General features: G+C 52.4%; 12 protein-coding genes. 5 read left to right on the top strand and 7 right to left on the bottom strand.

What is annotated here, in order from left to right; translation table 11 throughout:
* Positions 1 to 12 precede the first annotated feature (12 nt).
* A complete protein-coding gene (locus MK110_16990) occupies positions 13 to 237 on the bottom strand; it encodes a hypothetical protein (protein ID MCH2213002.1) in 225 nt (74 codons plus the stop codon).
* Positions 238 to 394: 157 nt separating this feature from the next.
* A complete protein-coding gene (locus MK110_16995) occupies positions 395 to 2,176 on the bottom strand; it encodes an aspartate kinase (protein MCH2213003.1) in 1,782 nt (593 codons plus the stop codon).
* Positions 2,177 to 3,235: 1,059 nt separating this feature from the next.
* Between MK110_16995 and leuB the strand changes: the two genes are divergently transcribed.
* Positions 3,236 to 4,306, top strand: a complete 1,071-nt coding sequence (leuB, locus tag MK110_17000) for a 3-isopropylmalate dehydrogenase (protein MCH2213004.1) — start codon at positions 3,236 to 3,238, stop codon at positions 4,304 to 4,306.
* Positions 4,307 to 4,325: 19 nt separating this feature from the next.
* Here the strand turns inward: leuB and hemW are convergent, their stop codons facing one another.
* On the bottom strand, positions 4,326 to 5,543 hold the full coding sequence (gene hemW, locus MK110_17005) for a radical SAM family heme chaperone HemW (GenBank protein MCH2213005.1): 1,218 nt from the start codon (positions 5,541 to 5,543) through the stop codon (positions 4,326 to 4,328).
* A gap of 533 nt (positions 5,544 to 6,076) precedes the next feature.
* Between hemW and MK110_17010 the strand changes: the two genes are divergently transcribed.
* A complete protein-coding gene (locus MK110_17010) occupies positions 6,077 to 6,268 on the top strand; it encodes a carbon storage regulator (protein MCH2213006.1) in 192 nt (63 codons plus the stop codon).
* A 46-nt stretch (positions 6,269 to 6,314) separates the two neighbouring features.
* Here the strand turns inward: MK110_17010 and cmk are convergent, their stop codons facing one another.
* The 3 genes from cmk to MK110_17025 all read right to left on the bottom strand — a co-directional run bounded on the left by cmk (position 6,315) and on the right by MK110_17025 (position 10,433).
* On the bottom strand, positions 6,315 to 6,962 hold the full coding sequence (gene cmk / locus MK110_17015) for a (d)CMP kinase (GenBank protein ID MCH2213007.1): 648 nt from the start codon (positions 6,960 to 6,962) through the stop codon (positions 6,315 to 6,317).
* 127 nt (positions 6,963 to 7,089) lie between these two features.
* On the bottom strand, positions 7,090 to 9,954 hold the full coding sequence (locus MK110_17020) for a hypothetical protein (GenBank protein MCH2213008.1): 2,865 nt from the start codon (positions 9,952 to 9,954) through the stop codon (positions 7,090 to 7,092).
* A 200-nt stretch (positions 9,955 to 10,154) separates the two neighbouring features.
* The gene (locus MK110_17025) at positions 10,155 to 10,433 is read right to left on the bottom strand and encodes a hypothetical protein (protein ID MCH2213009.1); all 279 of its coding nucleotides are present in this window, start codon (positions 10,431 to 10,433) and stop codon (positions 10,155 to 10,157) included.
* A 175-nt stretch (positions 10,434 to 10,608) separates the two neighbouring features.
* Here MK110_17025 and pilM point away from each other — a divergent pair, with 175 nt between their 5' ends.
* The 3 genes from pilM (at position 10,609) to MK110_17040 (ending at position 17,126) form a co-directional block, all read left to right on the top strand.
* Positions 10,609 to 12,789, top strand: coding sequence for a type IV pilus assembly protein PilM (pilM, locus tag MK110_17030; GenBank protein ID MCH2213010.1), 2,181 nt, complete (start codon positions 10,609 to 10,611; stop codon positions 12,787 to 12,789).
* 67 nt (positions 12,790 to 12,856) lie between these two features.
* Positions 12,857 to 14,608, top strand: coding sequence for a hypothetical protein (locus MK110_17035; GenBank protein ID MCH2213011.1), 1,752 nt, complete (start codon positions 12,857 to 12,859; stop codon positions 14,606 to 14,608).
* A 355-nt stretch (positions 14,609 to 14,963) separates the two neighbouring features.
* Entirely contained in the window at positions 14,964 to 17,126 is a 2,163-nt protein-coding gene (locus MK110_17040) for a hypothetical protein (GenBank protein ID MCH2213012.1), read from the top strand.
* Here the strand turns inward: MK110_17040 and MK110_17045 are convergent, their stop codons facing one another.
* Positions 17,127 to 18,152, bottom strand: coding sequence for a hypothetical protein (locus tag MK110_17045; protein MCH2213013.1), 1,026 nt, complete (start codon positions 18,150 to 18,152; stop codon positions 17,127 to 17,129).
* Between the last annotated feature and the right edge of the window lie 288 nt (positions 18,153 to 18,440).

Raw genomic sequence — 18,440 nt, forward strand, 5'->3', positions numbered from 1 at the left:
CACAGTGTGCGGTTATGCCGCGTTCCACGAATCACCGGTATTTAGCTCTCTTTCTTCGGCCATTTTGCGCACACGCTGTGACAACATGGCAGCATCCCACCAGCTGAACTCCAGCTCCGGATCACTTGCCGAAGCACTCAGTCGACTCAACACTTCCTCAACGCTGTTATCGTCGTACAGAAACACATAACGATGTTCATCTCTGACCAGTAACAAAACATTCATCGACGTCGTCATGCATTCCTCCCATTCGGCAGTTTTTGCCAACGCGCTACCTGGTGTTCAGGAAGATTATCGGACGTTACTTCGCGTATCGATCACGAAAGCAGAGCGTTGCCGTCAAAGCTTGACTGCGCCAACCACTCGGAACGAATCCGGCGGAATCATCTCCGACTCAGCCGGTGATTTGAAATTCCTTACGCAGTGCTTCACTTCCGCGCCGGGCCTCATCCGGTGTTACCAGAATGCTCACCTTGATTTCGCTGGTATTCACCAGCTGCACATTAATGTGCTCCTGCGCAAGAATTCGAAAGACCCTGGCTGCAACGTCTGCATGGCTGCGGAGTCCAATACCGGCAACAGACAGCTTACCGACCTTAGGTTCACACGAAATTTTCACGGTATTGTTCTGACGAAGTGACTCCTTCAACAGTGAAGTCGTCCTCTCCGCATCCGCCGCCGGAACAGTGATGGAAATAGTCGCATTCCCGGCATCACTGGCGTTCTGAATAATCATGTCGACAAGAACGCCTCCGTCGGCCACAGCCCGGAGCACTCGTGCGGCGGTGCCGGGGTCGTCGGGCAGTCCGTTCACTGTAACTCGGGCCTGAAGAGTGTCGGTCACGACATCGCTGACAACGATGTCTTCCATACCGCTCAAATTTTCCACGATTTCTTCATCGCGCGGAGCTCTTCGTTTTCCTGAATCGAAATGAACGGCATGCACAGCCGAAGACACAGGAATCTTCTGATTCAGTCCAAAACCTGCATGAACGGCGTTGACCGCCGCATCACAAACTTTTCGATCAATCAACACCGAAATTTTGATTTCACTGGTTGTGACCATCTCAATATTGATGTCGTTATCGGCCAGAATCCGAAACATTTCGGCAGCGACACCGTGACGCGTCTGCATCCCGTGCCCGACCACCGAAACTTTGGCCAGCTGATTGAATTGTGATACAGATCCGGCACCAATCTCATTGACAGCTTCCTGAGCTACTGCAACGGACGCTGCCAGGTCAACTTCCGCCACCGTAAAAGAAAGACTGGCCGAACGAGCCTGTCCTACATTTTGAATGACCATGTCCACAGGAATACCGGCGGAAGACAGTCGTGAAAAAATCTGGTCCATCACTCCCGGCCGGTCCGGTAACCCGGTAAGACCAACTCGTGCTTCGTTGCGTACAAAAGCAATACCCGTGACCACGCGATCGGAATCGGACGGATCCGGTGTGATCATGGTGCCGGGACCGTCGGTATACGAAGGACCAACTCGCAGCGGAACACCATATTTTCGCGCAAACTCAATTGAGCGCGAGTGCATGACCCCGGCACCCATACTGGCGAGTTCCAGCATTTCATCACAGGAGACCTGATGAATGAGCGTGGCATCCGCAACGACACGCGGGTCCGTTGTAAACACTCCTTCCACATCCGTATAGATGTCACAACGTTCGGCATTCAATACCGCAGCCAGTGCAGTCGCACTGGTATCGCTCCCGCCACGCCCCAATGTGGTGATGTTAAATTCTGAATCGACCCCCTGGAATCCGGCAGCGATCACAATTTGACCAGCATTCAGGGCATTCTTGATGCGTTCCGTTGAGATTCGGACAATTCGCGCGCGAGTATGTGACTCATCTGTGAGGACTCCAATCTGAGCGCCTGTCAGACTGATCGCAGCTTCCCCAAGTTCATGAATCGCCATGGCCATCAGAGCCGCCGATTCCTGTTCACCAGTCGCCAGCAGCATATCCATCTCACGAGGACCGGGCGTATCGGTGATCTCTCCGGCCAGCTGCACAAGCTCGTCAGTCTTGCGACCGCGAGCACTCACTACCATCACCACCTGATGACCGGCGCGCTTGGTAGAAACGGCACGTTCAGCTGCCCTGCGAATGCGATCAGCACTGGCTACGCTGGTGCCTCCAAATTTCTGAACGACAATCGACACGATAATTCCGAAAACAGAGTGGGGGTCGCGTTACCGCCCCGTATGAATTCATTTAGCCGGCAACGCCCGCTTCCCGTAAAATCGGACACGAACACTAACGCGAAAACGCGCCGGAGCAGTCCGGGACGGAATCGCTGACAGGGTCGCGCAGAACTCCACAGGCGGCGGGAGTCAAATGATGCAGAACAACCAAAGACCTCTCCCCAGACTGACAGTCTGAAATCCGGTTGACACCCAAGTCAGAAAAAAGGTGGGCACCCACCGCCCGGGTCATGTGATCCGAACATGGTCGGCATAACAGTCGGCCGGAACGTCCAGGTTCCCTGCAGGGTTCAAACTGTAGGGTCAACTCTTTTCAGAATTAGCCAGTCTGGAAGAGGTCTGATTCGGTTGATTCATTTTCAACAGCACAGATAACGAGCGCAAAAAACACGGCTCATCCTGTGCGTTGGCAGCTTAGCTCCGTTCCAGGATCCCCACAAGGAGGACATTGGCCGAACTGAGGAATCTGACCATGGATCTTTATTTTCCTGAATCCGCCCGGATTTCACTGGCAATTTCTGCGGACAGTCGACCCCGTTCTGCTGTTTTCGATCCAGACTCCGAACCTGTTGATAAGGAAGAGCACTGTCGGAGGGACCGACGTCATAAAAAAAAGAAAATCTGAATGCGTGTCACGTCCCCAGATTTCCCGGCAGTGATGCTGTTGCGGCACCAGTCACAATCTGACCTCCCCCGGAATAACAGATGCTGAAACAGAAGACGTCCACTGAATTCAAACGGCCCGGAACCTCGCTGCAGGAATGGATCACTCGGGTCGCGGAGATCACGAACCTCGGCCGGCGTCTGACTCTCATCGCAGGTCCATTTCGCCCCCTGCACAGTCCCGACTGTAGAAGAATCGAACAACACCGGAATTTCTCAGAGTGCACTGAAAAAACCGGCTTGACTTTAGTTCCGGATTCCACGAAATCATAAGTATGGTGCGATTTCGTCAGATTTGCTTACGGTGAATCTGTTTCACCGGATTGAATTGAAAGTTCGTTTCAGGATCTGCTGATGGATGCAAACATTGTGCTCCTGCCCGGAGACGGAATTGGGCCGGAAATCGTTACACAGGCTCGCCGGATTCTGGATGCAATCGGGCAGTCATTTGGACATCAGTTTGTCATGTCTGAACACTCGATCGGTGGCAACGCCATCGATGAGTTTGGCGACCCGCTGCCACAATCTTCGCTTGATGCATGCCGATCCTCCGATGCCATTCTGCTCGGCGCCGTCGGTGGACCGAAATGGGATGACCCAACTGCCAAAACACGGCCGGAAATCGGTCTGCTAAGACTTCGGCAGGAACTGGGACTGTTTGCCAACCTGCGTCCGATCCGTACATTCGACGAACTACTTGATTCCTCGCCCCTTAAACGCGAAGTGATTGCCGGGACCGACATACTGTTTTTCCGGGAACTCACCGGAGGTATCTATTTTGGCGATTCCGGACGCCGATCACATGAAAGTGGCGAAGCTGCCTACAACGAGATGGTCTATTCCACAGGAGAAGTGGAACGCATCGTTCGACTGGCGGCACACGCCGCAGGAGAACGACAAGGCAAACTGACGTCTGTGGACAAGGCCAATGTACTGGAAACATCCCGGCTTTGGCGTCAGGTGGCCGAACGTATTGTCAAAGATGAGTTCCCGGACCTGAAATATGATGTGGTGCTGGTGGATGCCATGGCAATGCATCTGATTTCCCGACCGAATGATTTTGATGTTGTAGTCACTGGCAACATGTTCGGCGACATCCTCACAGATGAAGCGTCAATGTTGCCAGGATCACTGGGACTTCTGCCTTCAGCATCGATTGGAAGCAGCGGTCCAGGACTGTACGAACCAATTCACGGATCCGCTCCGGACATTGCGGGACGGAACCTTGCCAATCCACTGGCAACCTTACTGGCAACGGCCATGCTGTTCCGACACTCGCTGGGCCTCTCCGCCGAAGCGGAGGCCGTCGAAGCAGCCGTTGATCGCGTACTAAAACAGGGACTTCGCACTCGGGATATCGCGACAGATAACAATAGTATCGGTACGACAGAAATGGGCGATGCTGTTTTACAGGCCCTGGAGTGAGTGCTCGAGGTACCGTCGCTCAAAGAAAATCAACGACGACAGTGTCCGCAACAAATCGACCTTCGGTGGTGAACCGCAGCCAGGTGTCCGGTTCGTCTACATCGTTTATTCCGGAAACCTGCTCCAGAAGTCCTGCTGTCAGGTGTCGCTCCAGAGCTTCCGGAGCCAAGCTGCTCACACTATAGCCAAATCTGTTCCGAAATTGACCCTGAGGGATTCCCTGATTGCGTCGCAGTCCCAGCATTACAGCCTCGCGCGCCCGGTCAATCGCACACAATCTTTCGTATTCCTGCAGAACAGGCTCGTTTCTGAGCCAGCTCCTGATCCACCCGGTCACATTCCGGGCGTTGGTACTTCGCGTCCCGTTGACATAGCGAGCGGCGCCAGGGCCGAACGCAAAGTACTCAGAAGCATCCCAGTAAACTTCATTATGCCGACAGCGGGCGTCCGGATGTGCGTGATTCGAGATTTCATACTGCTCCAGACCGGCATCGGCCAGCACTGACATCGCGTCTGCGTACTGCAGACGCTCACATTCATTGGAGACCAACGAGAATTTCTCCTGTAAACGACGACGGTAGAAGTCTGTTCCTTTCTCAAACGTCAGTCCATAAGTCGACACGTGTCTCACCGGTAAAGCTGTTGCTGTGGCAAGTGATTGACGCCAAACATGCTCACTTTGACCAGGCACGCCGAATATCAGATCGAGGGATATGTTTGGAATGATTTGCTGCGCACGAACCACGGCGGCCTGAGCCTGCTGTGCAGTGTGCGTTCGCTCCAGAGTCCGAAGAACGCCTGTATCAAACGACTGAACCCCCAGGCTGAGACGATTGACTCCACCGCTGCCCAGAACGTCAAGCTGATGGCTGCTCAGACCGTCCGGATTGGCTTCAAATGTGTACTCACCGTCACAAGTCAGTTCGAAGTGTGCCGAGATCAGCCCCATCAACTGTTCGATTTGATCCGGTGCCAGGTGCGTCGGAGTGCCGCCACCCACGAAAATCGAATCAACAGCACAGACTTCGTTCAGCTGATCCAGCTCATTCGACAGTGCATTCAGATAATCGACGATCAAATCATCGCGGTCAGCCACCAGTGTAAAATCGCAGTAACCACAACGATGACTGCAGAACGGAACATGCACGTACACCGACCTTGGACGTTCCGCAGTCTTCGGCAACTCATAAACCGACCGACTGTGTCTCCACGATTCGTCTTCTCGAACCGGCTTCACCAGGAATATCCCTGCTGGACATTGTTTCGGACACGCGGAACTTGTGTGAATCTACTGACAGACACTCCCCGGACCGAGCAACCCCTAATCAAAAAACTCGCCCCACACACCGGGTTACCGCAAACAAAACCACTCGACAACTCAATTACCCCGCAACGAAATACGCCTATTCTCCCAGACCCGCCCAAACAAACACCCGCAACCAACAGGACAGCCGGAACGCCCGATGGTGTTAACTCCCTTAAATATTTCCCACCTGTTGGAACACAACAATCTGCGGTCCTGTAACAACATTTAACACAAATATTTCGGCAGAAACTGCTGATTTTACAGAACGAATTGCGAAGGAGACGGGTCAAACAGCGTAGTAAAGTTATCGGAAGCAGAAATTTGAAGTGGAACGACCCCGAAGTTGCCTTCGAAATTTTTTCTGCCGGATCTTAGGGTGAATTTTTTATCCGCCGGAACATCGTAATTGGGCTGCAGCGGCGCCCCCCCGATGGAGTGACTGACCTTTTGTTAGGAGGTGTGCGATGCTGGTGCTAAGTCGTAAGACAGGTGAATCAATTCAGATCTCCGACAATGTTTCTGTAACTGTTTCGCATGTCAGAGCAGGTCGCGTTCGGCTGTCAATCGACGCTCCTCAAACGATCCGAATCGTGCGAAAAGAACTGCTTGCTGATGACAAAGAAACCTTTAAAGAAGGTACAGTCGCTGACGCCTGAACAGTTGAGTGCAACTGCTGCCACGGATCATGAACGCAGACTAAATTCATAGTTTTGGCCGGATGCGCTGCATCAGTGTATCAACCACCTCGCCGATGGACATGTCCGAAGTATCAATCACCTGCGCATCGCTGGCTGGTTTCATCGGTGCGTAATCCCGATTTTCATCGCGATGATCTCGCCACCGCAGTTGATCCTTGACCGTCTGCAGTGACAGTGAGGAGCCACGAGCCGTCATCTCCTGATGTCTTCGGCGAGCCCGAGTCAGAAGACTGGCAGTCACAAAGAATTTGTGATCGGCCTGAGGAAACACAACGGTTCCCTGGTCTCTGCCTTCGGTCACCAGATCACCAGCCACAGCGATCTGCTGCTGCAGTTCCACCAGTCGCATTCGAACGTCCGGATTAGCAGCAACAATTGACGCCACGGCCGTGACATTAGCGCTACGAATTTCCTCGGTCACACAGAATCCATTGAGGTAAATGTCTTCGTGACGAAATTCAATGCAGGCAGATTGAGCAATTCGACTTACCTCATCGACTTCATTTTCATCAAACTCTGACTGAACGACGGCAAACGCGATGGCACGATACATCGCCCCTGTATCCAGATAACGAATACTCAGACGTTCAGCCAGTAATCGGGCGACTGTACTTTTTCCTGAGCCTGCAGGCCCGTCTATGGCAACAATCATCGTCCCGCTGACTCCTCGTTCGGTCTCACCCTGAAGGCATGATTGACGTTCGCCTCAGGACAGGTCGGGTCCCACTATGTCCCGGACGGAAACTTCGCACCCGAGATCTCCCTTCATACCCTTCTGATCAAAAACTCAACTGAACTTCCTTCAACTCAAAAGGTGAAAACGTCATCACGACTTCGCAATCGAGTATGTCCAGTTGCTCTACCAGGGCGCCCGTAGCCTTCCGCACACACGCTGACTCAGGTTGTCGGGCCGTCTGCAGCCGACATCTCGATGAACGTCCTTCTGATTCCTGAAGTACGACGACCACCGATCTTCCATCAGCCCGAATTCTGGCAACCTGAATATTTTTCGCAGAACAGGCTAGAACCCAGCCGGTGGAAGAGGTGACGCTCTCAACCGAATTAGAAAGCACGGGCTGCAGCACATCGGTCACCGACCGATGAGGAAACTGCTGATCAAATTCGAGTGTGAACCGGAATCCGTCCTCAGGAACAGGCTGTCCCTCCACAATCAGGATGCTGTCAAGCATTCGCGGGCCGGACCTCCGGTGATAGGGGCGACCATGCGGAATGATTAGAAGTCTGTGGTCGAAGTCGGCTATTTCGATATAGTCAGGAGATTCAAATCGCTCACCCTGAAATCCACAAACCTGCCCGAGCAGACTTCGGGACACAGAGGCGGCTTCGTTGTCCCAGGCAAACCGACACGCCAAGTAAGCCATCCAAGGATTGCCTGTCACCGGTGGTTCAGCCACTGATTCGGGAATGATGCAGATCTCAATCCTCGGAACCGTTCGTTCCACACGGGTGATCTGACGAAAACGAAAAAGGATCCGTTCGTCTGACACGTCACGAATCACGCAGTGTGACTCGATAGCCCCGTACCACGGACCGTTGCTGATCACTGTCATTTTTTCGCAAATTGTTCGGGCGTATTGGCTCGTGATTTGATCAGTCGCCTGTGTTTCCGGAATAGTCTTCGCAGATTCATAGCGAAACGCTACCAACTGGCTGACTCGGTTGGCCCGCTGTCCATGAAACCGCACATCTGCAATTCCCCCGCTGGCAGAACTTAATATCGCCTCAAAATACTGATTGCGCAGCATTCCGTTTTCAGCCAGAGGCCGTCCGGTGGCCTTCTGGATGCCAACGCCGGCTGAACGTGTCCCTGCTTCAGCAAGCTGGACAAATCCCCCGGCAGGGACTTTAACCCGGAGAAAGACTTCATGGCCCTGCCGGTATGCCGCCAGAATACTGTCCGACGCTTCCGGCAGTCTTTTCTCCGGTGGCCAGCGGGTTGTCGTCTCCCGACCGAAAGCCAGCGGATTAACAATCACCTGACCTGCAGCATCACCAGAAGGAAGGAGAGCCCCAAACTGATCCAGTTGATTCCCAAGATGCCGCTGAATTCGATCGCCGATCTGCTCTGTGTGCCTGCGTTGCAGGTCCGGCTCACCGGGAGTTTCCCCGGTCAAACGAACATATTCAGCTTCCTGCAGTTCAGACTCCAGTTCCGCCACGACCGCACAGCCTTCTGACTCCGGTTTCAGAATCCGGTTCAGTGCCTGTAGGAATGCCAGCTGCTCGAGCTGATGTCTTCGGCAGTGGAGTTCAGCCGGGCCGGTGACGGGTGGTTCAGTCTTCAGAACAGACGACTGGACCAGATGGGGCCCCAGATATTCACCAGCAGCAAAACGCACAGGATCCCCGGTACCATCCATCTGTTCCTGCAGTTCTTCGAAGGTCACAAACCGACCGAGCACAGGGCAGTGCTCGTGAATACGCTGAAGATCTCTGAACCACGGCATTTGGGATTCGGGCAGTCGAGCAAGAAGCACGACTGCAGGAGAATCATACTGCATGGCCTCGGCAAGACGTTCGGGCAGTCGCAGAAACGAAGACGCACTATCGATCGCAACAGGAAGACGAGACGACGACTTAATGGAAACCGAACCGGAATCCTGCCAGTAAAATGTGTTCTGTTCCCTCTCCGGATAAATTCCGTCATCCAGAGCAAGATGCAATGCGAAATCATAATCAAACAGTCGCAGCAACCCCGGAAGGGAATGATGCAGACCGTATCGTCGCTGCCCCCAGATCCTGCCAGACTGAGCATCAGCGGTTCCCGTCTGCTGAAGTTCTCCGTACGCTGCAGAAAAGGAGCTCAGGCTGGACCGAAGTTCGTGTCGACCGCCACTCACGAGACAACAGGTTCCAACCGAGGCTGCATCAGTAACTGCCTGGTAGATTTCCAAATGGTTTTGCCTGAGATCGCTCAACTCCGCACCGGAAATCAATAGATTCAGACGTTCCGTATCTTTAACTAAAGCCAACAATTGTTGTTCATCGCCAGGCGCGGCATTCAGACAAATGTCCAGCAGACAGCTTTCCACGGGAAAGAGCTGTTCGCGGGTTTCCAGAATGCATTCAAATCCGGAAAGCAGCGATCGCTGTGCGTCTTCTGTACAGCCATCGTTCGCGGCAGCCGCAGCATCGTGGACAGCTGACGAAAGGCGTATTTCATCGGGATCAATGTAGTGATGCATCCGACGACTTAGGGCCATCACCAGATACCACGACAGCCCGAGCGCCAGAAAATCGTTAACAAGCGTTAATTCGGCAAGACTGTCATCAGAACTGATCAACTCCCGTTCGATCGCATCCAGCCAGTCTCCACGTTCCGTCAGACTGTGCAGGACACAGCAATTCGCAGTCTCCAGCTGCATCTGCCACTCATGGCCCAGCCACTCCCCGCTGCACTCCGGCACCATCAGAATCTGTCCCGAATCCATGATTTCAGAGAGATCGGCGTAGCGAAACTGCGGCACCCCTTCGGCTGCCCCAATGACTGCGGGATGCCAGGCACAGGCAATTGCGTTAAGCAGACCCGTTGCTTTTTCTTCCGAAAGATCGGTCGGAATGTCTTCAACGGAATAGCCAGGGATGAGCACGGATATTCCGCTAAATCGGCGCACTGATGTCATTGCCTAAACCCTCGCCATCCCGACCACGCGTCAGAGCCGTGTTGACGGTGAAAATGCTGTTGGTACAAGGACTCGCGAATCGATATCGATTACCGGCATCCGTAAGAACTGAAACATGCGAGATTCCGGCCAGGTGTTCAGGAACACAGGCTCATGTAGAAAACCAAGACTTCACCCACACCAGTTGCTGACGGATCAGCTCACACGAAGCACAATCTGATCCTCTTTTTACGAATTGTCTGTTTTTGCGGAACTCTCACCAAAAGAGAATCGTCCAAATCTTCAATATCGACAAACACAAACTGAAGATTACCGCCAAGATAGTTTTTCCGCCGGAAAATGATGGAGCCGTGGACAGCTTCAGGAATATTGAAGCTTGCATAAACCATGCGAATGGTTGACGATACGAAAAATTCTCGCAATTTGGAAACCGATGTCGGTAACGCTGGAGGCAATTGACTCCACGTTACTTCCAGCACCCCAGCATCCCGTGTTTCTGATCAGGAATATAACGGTGTTGTTGAACATGCCGAAATCTACCATTGTGCGGATCCGGACAATAAAGGTTTCGCTGGTTAAAATTCAGATTTGAACGTTGTGTGTATTCAGGTCAGTATGGGTAAATAAACCAAAGACTGGCAACGGAAAGTTGGAATGGCAGCATCAATACAGAATGCATGGGGAATCGAAATTGGTCAGGCGGCTCTCAAAGCGATCCGACTGAGGGCAGAAGACAATGGCCAGTCGGTTCGTGCGACTGCGTTTGATTATATCCCGCATCCCAAGATCCTCAGTCAGCCGGATGCAGTCCCGGTTGAACTGATTGAGCAGTCGGTCGCGACATTCCTGGAACGAAACGATTTGGGCGACGATGCTGTCGGAATCAGTGTACCCGGTCACACGTCTTTGGCAAAATTCATCAAGTTGCCGCCGGTGGAACCGGGAAAGATTGCCGAAATCGTCCAATACGAAGCCCGGCAGCAGATTCCTTTCACCCTGGAAGAAGTCGTTTGGGACTTTCAGACGATTGGCGGCGGAGTGGAAGAAAGTGGCTTCATGCTGGAAGCAGAAGTCGGTTTGTTTGCAATGAAACGCGAATTGATCTTCGAATCTATGCGCCCGCTGGCAGACAAAGGCGAAGAAATCGAAGTGGTCCAGATTGCTCCGCTGGCTTTGTATAACTATCTGTCGTACGACGTCTTATCGTATCGAAAAAACGAACAAACACCGGAGCCACCGGACGCGGAAGACTATTACATTGTCCTGGATATGGGAGCCGACAACACCACACTGCTGGTGTCAAACGGTCGAAGCATCTGGATCCGCAATGTTCCCATTGGGGGTAACCATTTCACACGTGCGCTTACCCGTGAAATGAAGCTCACATTTGCCAAGGCCGAACATCTCAAATGCAACGCAACCAAGTCGCCGGATCCGAAAGCCGCTTTTCAGGCAATGCGTCCGGTTTTTAACGACTACGTCACTGAGATTCAGCGTTCCATCGGGTACTTCGGCAGCGTCAACCGTGCCGCAAAAATCAAGAAAGTCATTGGGGTTGGCAATGGTTTCAAGCTGGCAGGTCTGCAGAAATTCCTGCAGCAGAATCTGCAGTACGAAGTCCATCGTCTGGAACATCTCGACGGTGTAACGGGTGATGCAGTCCTGAGCGATCCGCTGTTTATGGACAATGTGATGTCGTTCGCAGTGCCATATGGTCTGGCGTTGCAGACACTGAATCATACGCGCATTCAGACGACGTTGCTGCCACCGGAAATTGTCACTGAAAGAAAGATCCGCAGCAAAAAACCGTGGGTCGTTGTCGCCGTGGCCGTGCTGCTGCTGGCGCTGGGGATATCAACAGCAGTGACTGCAAGCGTAGCACGTTCACTCAGTCCGGAACGATTCGAGACAGCGTATAAAGAAGTCGCAGACCTCAGGAACTACGTCAATCAGAACCGAATGGCATACAAAGCCCAGCAGGATGCTCATTCTGCACTGCTGAAGGAAATCGAAATCATTTCAGCACCGCTGGAAAAAAGGTCGCTGTGGACCGAACTCTACAAAGCGGTCAATGAGTGCCTGCCTCGGGATGAAGATACTGCTTTGGATGAGGTAAATGTCCAGCTGCAAAACAAAGTCCGTATTATGTCGGTTGCCACAATGCTTACGCGCGATGTGGAGGAATGGCATAAGGATCTGTCAGCGGACCCCAATCTTAAGGAAAAATTCCGAGGAGATGACGGTGAAACCGCCCCCGCCGGAGTGGGCTACATTGTCACACTCAGCGGCTACCATTTCCACAACGACCGGTCACTCAATTTTCGTGAAATCGAGGATGCGTTTCTGGAATCCACACTGGTAACAAACCTGCGGAAATGGACCATAGAGCGAGAAGGGGTTAACGTCCCGGTAGGCCAACTGGGCATCTCTCATCCGATTATTATCTGGAGTGAAACCAACCGAACAACCTTCGATCCCAATGAGCCGCTCCAAATGGGACGATCAGGAGGAATTCCGGGCGGTTCATTCGGCCGTAACAGCGGTAGAGGCGGTAGAGGCGGTTATGACGAGGACGAGGACGAGGAAGAGGAAGAGGAAGAGGAACGAGGCGGGAATTTTGGCGGATCTATCCGACAACCGTCCATTGGTCAGCCAAATGGATCTCTTCGCAGAACCGGCCCTCTGGATAGCCTTGATGACAAATCAAAGCCAATCCTGAAACTAACCAGAACTGATTTTCAACTGCAGTTCGCCTGGTTACCTGTATCAGAAGATAAACGAGTTGAACTTGATGAGGACGACACAACGGCTGCGACCCCACCAGGAGTCCGGTAATTAATTCCCGCCTGTAGCTGTGCACAATTTTCGGTCAGAGAGAAACCGCATCGATTGAGGTCTGACAATGGAAAAACTCCAACCCGTTTTAAAACAAATCTTCTGGATCTGTACTGGTTTTGTGGTTGTGATTGCAGTCAGTGGCTGGTGGATAGCAATTGGCAGCCTGGGAGAACAGATCAACAAGAATAAAACCACACTGGTGAACAACGAAAGAGATTCTAAATCCGGCAAAGACGCACCTAACGGTATATTCACGGCGGGGGCGACCGCCATCAATACCCGACACCGAAATGAATTTCTGAACGCAGAACGGGATCTGCACAATCGGCAAATTCAGCATCGGACATATCCCAAAAAACTTGCTCATGAACTTCCATCATTTGGATCTCCTATTCCGGAAACAGCCCTCAGAAACGAGTATCGAAAAGTCTACGAAGAGCATTTTGCGGAACAGCTGCGTGTTCTGGATCCGTTCATTGTTCAGGACAACCGCGGTTTGATTGATGTCACGATCCCGGAAATCACGCAGGAAAATCCGGAACAGTGGCGATACCTGGCTCCCACCGCAACCGAAATCTGGAATGCCCAGGAAGATCTGTGGCTGTTAAGGTCACTGTTCCAATCCATCGCTGCTGTTAACAGGGGGTCAGGTGCGGAACGTTTGGGTAAATCACCGATTCGTCATCTCATGTCACTTCAGCTTCGTGGTGGGTCCAGGGATCAAAGTGTAGCTGCAGAGAAGAAAAAATCTGCGGCCTCAGCCGTCCCGCAATCTATGGGAATCGCAGATTACGCGGCAATGTATGCGGAGGAGCAGGCCGCACTGGATAAAGAGAAGGCCGGCGGTCCTAAAAGAACTCGCTCGTCAGGTGGAAGACGTTTCAGAGGCACTTTTCAAACTGACCTTTTGAACGAGGAATTCGGTACTACGGCACCTATTTTCGAAGAAAGAAAGGTAACCAGACGACGATTCAAAATCCGCAACACAGATGAAGATGAAGAAGAAGCGGAAGAAGAGGGAGGGTCTCAGGTTGCCACGTCGAAAAGTCGTTACGTCGACATTAACAGCGAATACAGAACTCGAGCCTTTCTACTGCGTGTCAAAATCGATGGATCGTATCTCCCTTCGTTGCTTTCCGAACTCACCAACTCGTCGTATCCCGCTCAGATCGTACGTGTGACAGCAGTGTTTTCACCCAACTCAACGTCACCAGCACAGAACGGAATTGCTCATGCACCGGGAGCACCAGGTAGTTTTGGCAGTAGTTTAGGTACGAGACTCGGGGGTGGATTCGGTCGCGGAAGTGCGAGTATGGCAACCGGATCACCGATGGGGATGATGGGCGCACCGATGGGGATGATGGGTGCACCTACCGGGGATATTGGTGGCGGATCTCATCAGCAACTCGGTCCCACTGTCATGGCGGTAGGACCGCTTGCTCTGCTAGCAGAAAACAAACGGCTGAGCGGCCGTCTGTATAACAAAGGGCAAGAAGAACGGAATTCTGCTCTATATGATCCCGCCCTGGTGGAATTAAAAATTGCGGGCCTCCTGACACTTTACGGAACCCCGGAAGAAAACGAACGGGTCGAAGAAACGGCCGAAATGGAACGGGAAGAGGCCGAGGCCACTGCCAAATCATCTGAGACAGCTGCCTCGGAGGAGCCGAATGCCGCAGACACCGACGCGAATTCAACGGAAGAAACGATTACTTCCGAAAACACTGATACTACACAGACTTCGGCCGGGGAGGCCTCACCGGAACAACGACCTGCTGAAAAACAACTTGAGGAGGAATCTCCTCAGAAACCATAACCAACTGTTGGTATCCGGTTTAGGCAATCCTGATCAATAACTCCAATACATATCAATCACGACAATAGAGACCGGACGAGTTTTGTCGCATATCAAAACCACCAATCGGAATTTGCGATGTGGACTTTCTGCTTCGACAATCAGCTCGTGTGAACCTGGCTCAGTGAATTGATGTAACCAAATCAACCAGACTTACATAATTGCTAAGGTGCACCAGGGCTAGTTTGCGTCGTGCGGACATAACTTTCTGAAGTTAACCACTCGGCTGGCAGGCAGGTTCCTAAAGGTCCGCTGGTAAGTGATACACCGATCGAGATCTGCGGGCAGGGCTCCGCTCATTTTCGGAATAAAAACAATGGCAACCAAATTCGACTTAAAATTATTTTTCATTAACCACAGTGAGAAAATTATAGGTGGAATCGCGGTATTGCTGGCCATGTGGTGTTTCGCACAGACATCCTGGGAGTATGCGGATGTAATGCCGGCTAAATTGATTCAACAGGCGAGTGATGTCCGCAGAGAAATTGATTTGAAAAACGTCTGGCCGGAGGACGAACAAAAAACATTCACCGAAAACATGCCGAACATCAGAAGCCTGGCAAGTGAACTCGGGAAACGTGAGGGAATTGATCACACACGGTTTAGCATGCCGGTCGTGTGGAATGAGCCGCTGATGGCAATGCGAGAAAAACGGGAAGACATTCAGGTCCTCGCTCCCACCCATCCTGAAGTTTCTTCGGTGGATATTCCTCTGGCATTTCCGCCGGATGAAGAAGACTCCGATGAATTTCCGGCTGACAATCGAAAAGACACAGGTGACGAAAAGAAGGAAATTGATTCAACAAGATTGCTTGCCGCGCAACAATTCGGAGGCAATGCCGATGCCGCGACCCCTAAAGATGTTCAACGGCCCGGTGCACCCGTCTCGGATCCGCGGGAAAGTCAAGTAGCGGACATGATGGAACGATTCGGTGTTGCTCGCGCAGATGCGGAAGCTTTGGTATATGGAGCGAATTCCCAAGACGTTCTGTCGGCATCGGCCCGTCGAAAGGTCGAATGGCGTGCAGGAATTTCAGTTCGCATGATCATCGATCTGCAGGAGCAGCGCAGAAGAGTAATGGACGCGTTGCACGTCACAGGAAACTATGACGAAATTCAGCGATACGTCGATTATCAGCAGATGCATATCGAGCGAATGCAGCACCGAGATGGTGAATGGAGTGGCTGGGAAGAAGTGAGGCTGGAGGATGTTGGTGAGATACTGTCTGACTCACTCGGTCAGGACATCGATATCGTCAGTCCGGTGGTAACTAACCCGGAACTCACCATGCCTCTTCCACGCCGGGCCACCGGAACATGGCAGGATAATGAAGCAGCGCACAGTATGATCACAGATTTCGAACTCAGTCCTGAAGAACAGGAAATGCAGAATCGTATTGACGAAATTCTGGCGGATGAAGCCAGGAAGGCTGAACAGATTGCCCCTCCGCAGCGAAAAAGAAAGAAAGGTTTCCTGCCGAGTTACAGGTCTCGGGAACACTTGGGTATTCAGGCAAGAAACAACTATGCCACACCTGGCGAATTTCAGGCCGGGGCCATGGAGCAGATGCAACAGTTCTACAACCGTAGTGGTCAAACTTTTGATGACACGAGCCAGGCACTTTTCAAGAAACAATTTGAAGCGACGGCGACAGCAGACTACCGGCTGTTCCTGGTCAGATTCATAGATTTCACTGCACAGAGAGGCTTTGCTTATCGTTATCGTGTGCGGCTCGAGATGTATAATCCAAACTTCGAACAGATTGCGGATGATTTGGTGTCACCGGAGTCTGCTGAACAGGAAACCATTATGTCGGAATGGAGCGAAGCGACAGAGCCTGTTCACGTACCAATGAGGTATCGCAATTACGCACGAAAAGTAAAGGCAACACGAAATGGTCAGCACTCGGTTGATTTCGGCGTTTATTACGAAGATGACGGCGTGCTGCCCGTTATGGGCTCACTTTCCGTTGACGTCGGAATGCCGGTTGCCGGCCATGAACGCACAGAGCGAGTTGACCTTGAACAACAAGTCCTGGAAGGTGGCGAAGTCGAATTCGCTACCGGTGAATTGCTGTGTGGCGTACTTCCGCGTGTCCGACTAAATCCGCGAGATCACGAAGATCTGCAGGGAATTTTGAGGAAACTGGGCAGACAGCAGCCAGTCGCTCCTCTGGTTAGTCTGGTGGATGCTCGTGGTGACATCGTACTGCGTTATGCCGTCGAAAACTCTCACTGGACCGACAGGGAGCTGGTTGACGCGATCATCATGAATTTTGCGAGTTGGCGTCCCGAAGCGTCCGGTGGACGGGACGGGCTGGATCTTCTCGATGACGACGACGACGAAGAAGAAGAAGAGGACTCCGGTTACGCCGCCGGCAGAGGCCGTGGGCGTGGTCTGGGGATGCGTGAAGGCAGCGCACTCGGATCCCGCAGCGGACGACCGCGTCGCAGAAACACAGGGAATCGTTCCCGGTAATTAACGTCCAAATCCAAGAACACGCATCCAGCGCCGTCCTGAACGTCGTGAGTCAGCGTAATTCGGTGAACCCTCGAGTGTGCCGTCACTGTTAATTGTATAGCCCAGTTGCCGTGCTGTGTGCTCAACAGTGGACCTTGTATCTTCCACTGCAGTCATCTGACGGGCCAGACGGGCCCGTTCCAGTGAAAGTTCCAGTTCGGTCAGCCGCAGATTCTCGTCAACACGTAAGAGACACTGTGACGCGTGATCCTGCAGATCCTGAGGAAGGTATTCCGACATTTCCCGAATCTGTTCCGTAGACATCGCGGTCAGTGGCTGTAGTCTTTGCCGAAGTCTCGTCGACAGCCGGCGCAGAAGGTCCTCCCTTTCAAGGAAAGCCAAACGCAGATCGTGATCTTCTATGGTGTCACAGTTGAACGGTTCCGGCATCTCGAACTCCACAGTGACAGTTGACTCGTCTGCCATTTCGGGTTTCGGTGTCGCCAACTCTTCGCGTCTCGGTCCGTTTTCATTTTCCACACAGCCGTTCGAATCATCATCAGATGAATTAAGCATCGCCGCGCGGATCGCAGCCCATGACTCATCGATTGAACCATTACCGGTTTCCGGGCATAACGATTTTGAACAAGTCAGGTCATCCGGAGTGTTTATACCAGATACGTTCTCAACCGTTTTCGTTTCCCCGGCAGCAGTAAACGTCCGGCGGCCCCTGGAAACGGCCGCATCTATCGCGTTTGCCATCTCTGACGTCAGACGCAATTCAACCTGTCGGAGTTCCTGAGTCAGCTCAATCAGGGAAGCTGTCTGACGTTCAAGGGCCAGCTCAATGCCCGATTCCGTTCCGGTGCCGGAAACCGCCATTGTCCCGGCATCCGGACACTGGTTTGCGGCAAACCCGTCTCCAATACCGGTAGCAGTGGATTCAATCGTCTGCAGAGTTTTCAGGAGATCCGTACTATTCTCAGGATCGTTCCGCAGGTCACTGAGTGCTGAAGAAACGGACGGACCGATTGTGTTCGTCATTTCAGGTTGATCCGTGTTCACGTTCTGTCATTATCTTCGGATGCTTCAGACTGACAGTCAGATATCTGACAGCATCGGAACTATACCGACCGGTCGGAGTGTTAAAGAATCTTTACAGTCAATCGACACGAGTAACGGATCCTGTAGGGATTCCGGTTCCAACACCCCCTGACGGCACACTATCCTAGCTCGTCGCACTTTGCCAAAATTGCGACATGTCTTAACATCCGGCAGAGATCCAATTTCGACCACCAGTTGACGCCTTTGGTGAGCACTGTACGGTTCAGT

The sequence above is a fragment of the Fuerstiella sp. genome, assembly GCA_022447225.1.
Lineage (GTDB): Bacteria > Planctomycetota > Planctomycetia > Planctomycetales > Planctomycetaceae > S139-18.

Coding starts and splice junctions, on each gene's coding strand:
- MK110_16990 (MCH2213002.1), bottom strand. CDS start 237: ATGACGACGTCGATGAATGTTTTGTTACTGGTCAGAGATGAACATCGT.
- leuB (MCH2213004.1), top strand. CDS start 3,236: ATGGATGCAAACATTGTGCTCCTGCCCGGAGACGGAATTGGGCCGGAA.
- MK110_17010 (MCH2213006.1), top strand. CDS start 6,077: ATGCTGGTGCTAAGTCGTAAGACAGGTGAATCAATTCAGATCTCCGAC.
- cmk (MCH2213007.1), bottom strand. CDS start 6,962: ATGATTGTTGCCATAGACGGGCCTGCAGGCTCAGGAAAAAGTACAGTC.
- MK110_17020 (MCH2213008.1), bottom strand. CDS start 9,954: ATGACATCAGTGCGCCGATTTAGCGGAATATCCGTGCTCATCCCTGGC.
- pilM (MCH2213010.1), top strand. CDS start 10,609: ATGGCAGCATCAATACAGAATGCATGGGGAATCGAAATTGGTCAGGCG.
- MK110_17035 (MCH2213011.1), top strand. CDS start 12,857: ATGGAAAAACTCCAACCCGTTTTAAAACAAATCTTCTGGATCTGTACT.
- MK110_17040 (MCH2213012.1), top strand. CDS start 14,964: ATGGCAACCAAATTCGACTTAAAATTATTTTTCATTAACCACAGTGAG.
- MK110_17045 (MCH2213013.1), bottom strand. CDS start 18,152: ATGACGAACACAATCGGTCCGTCCGTTTCTTCAGCACTCAGTGACCTG.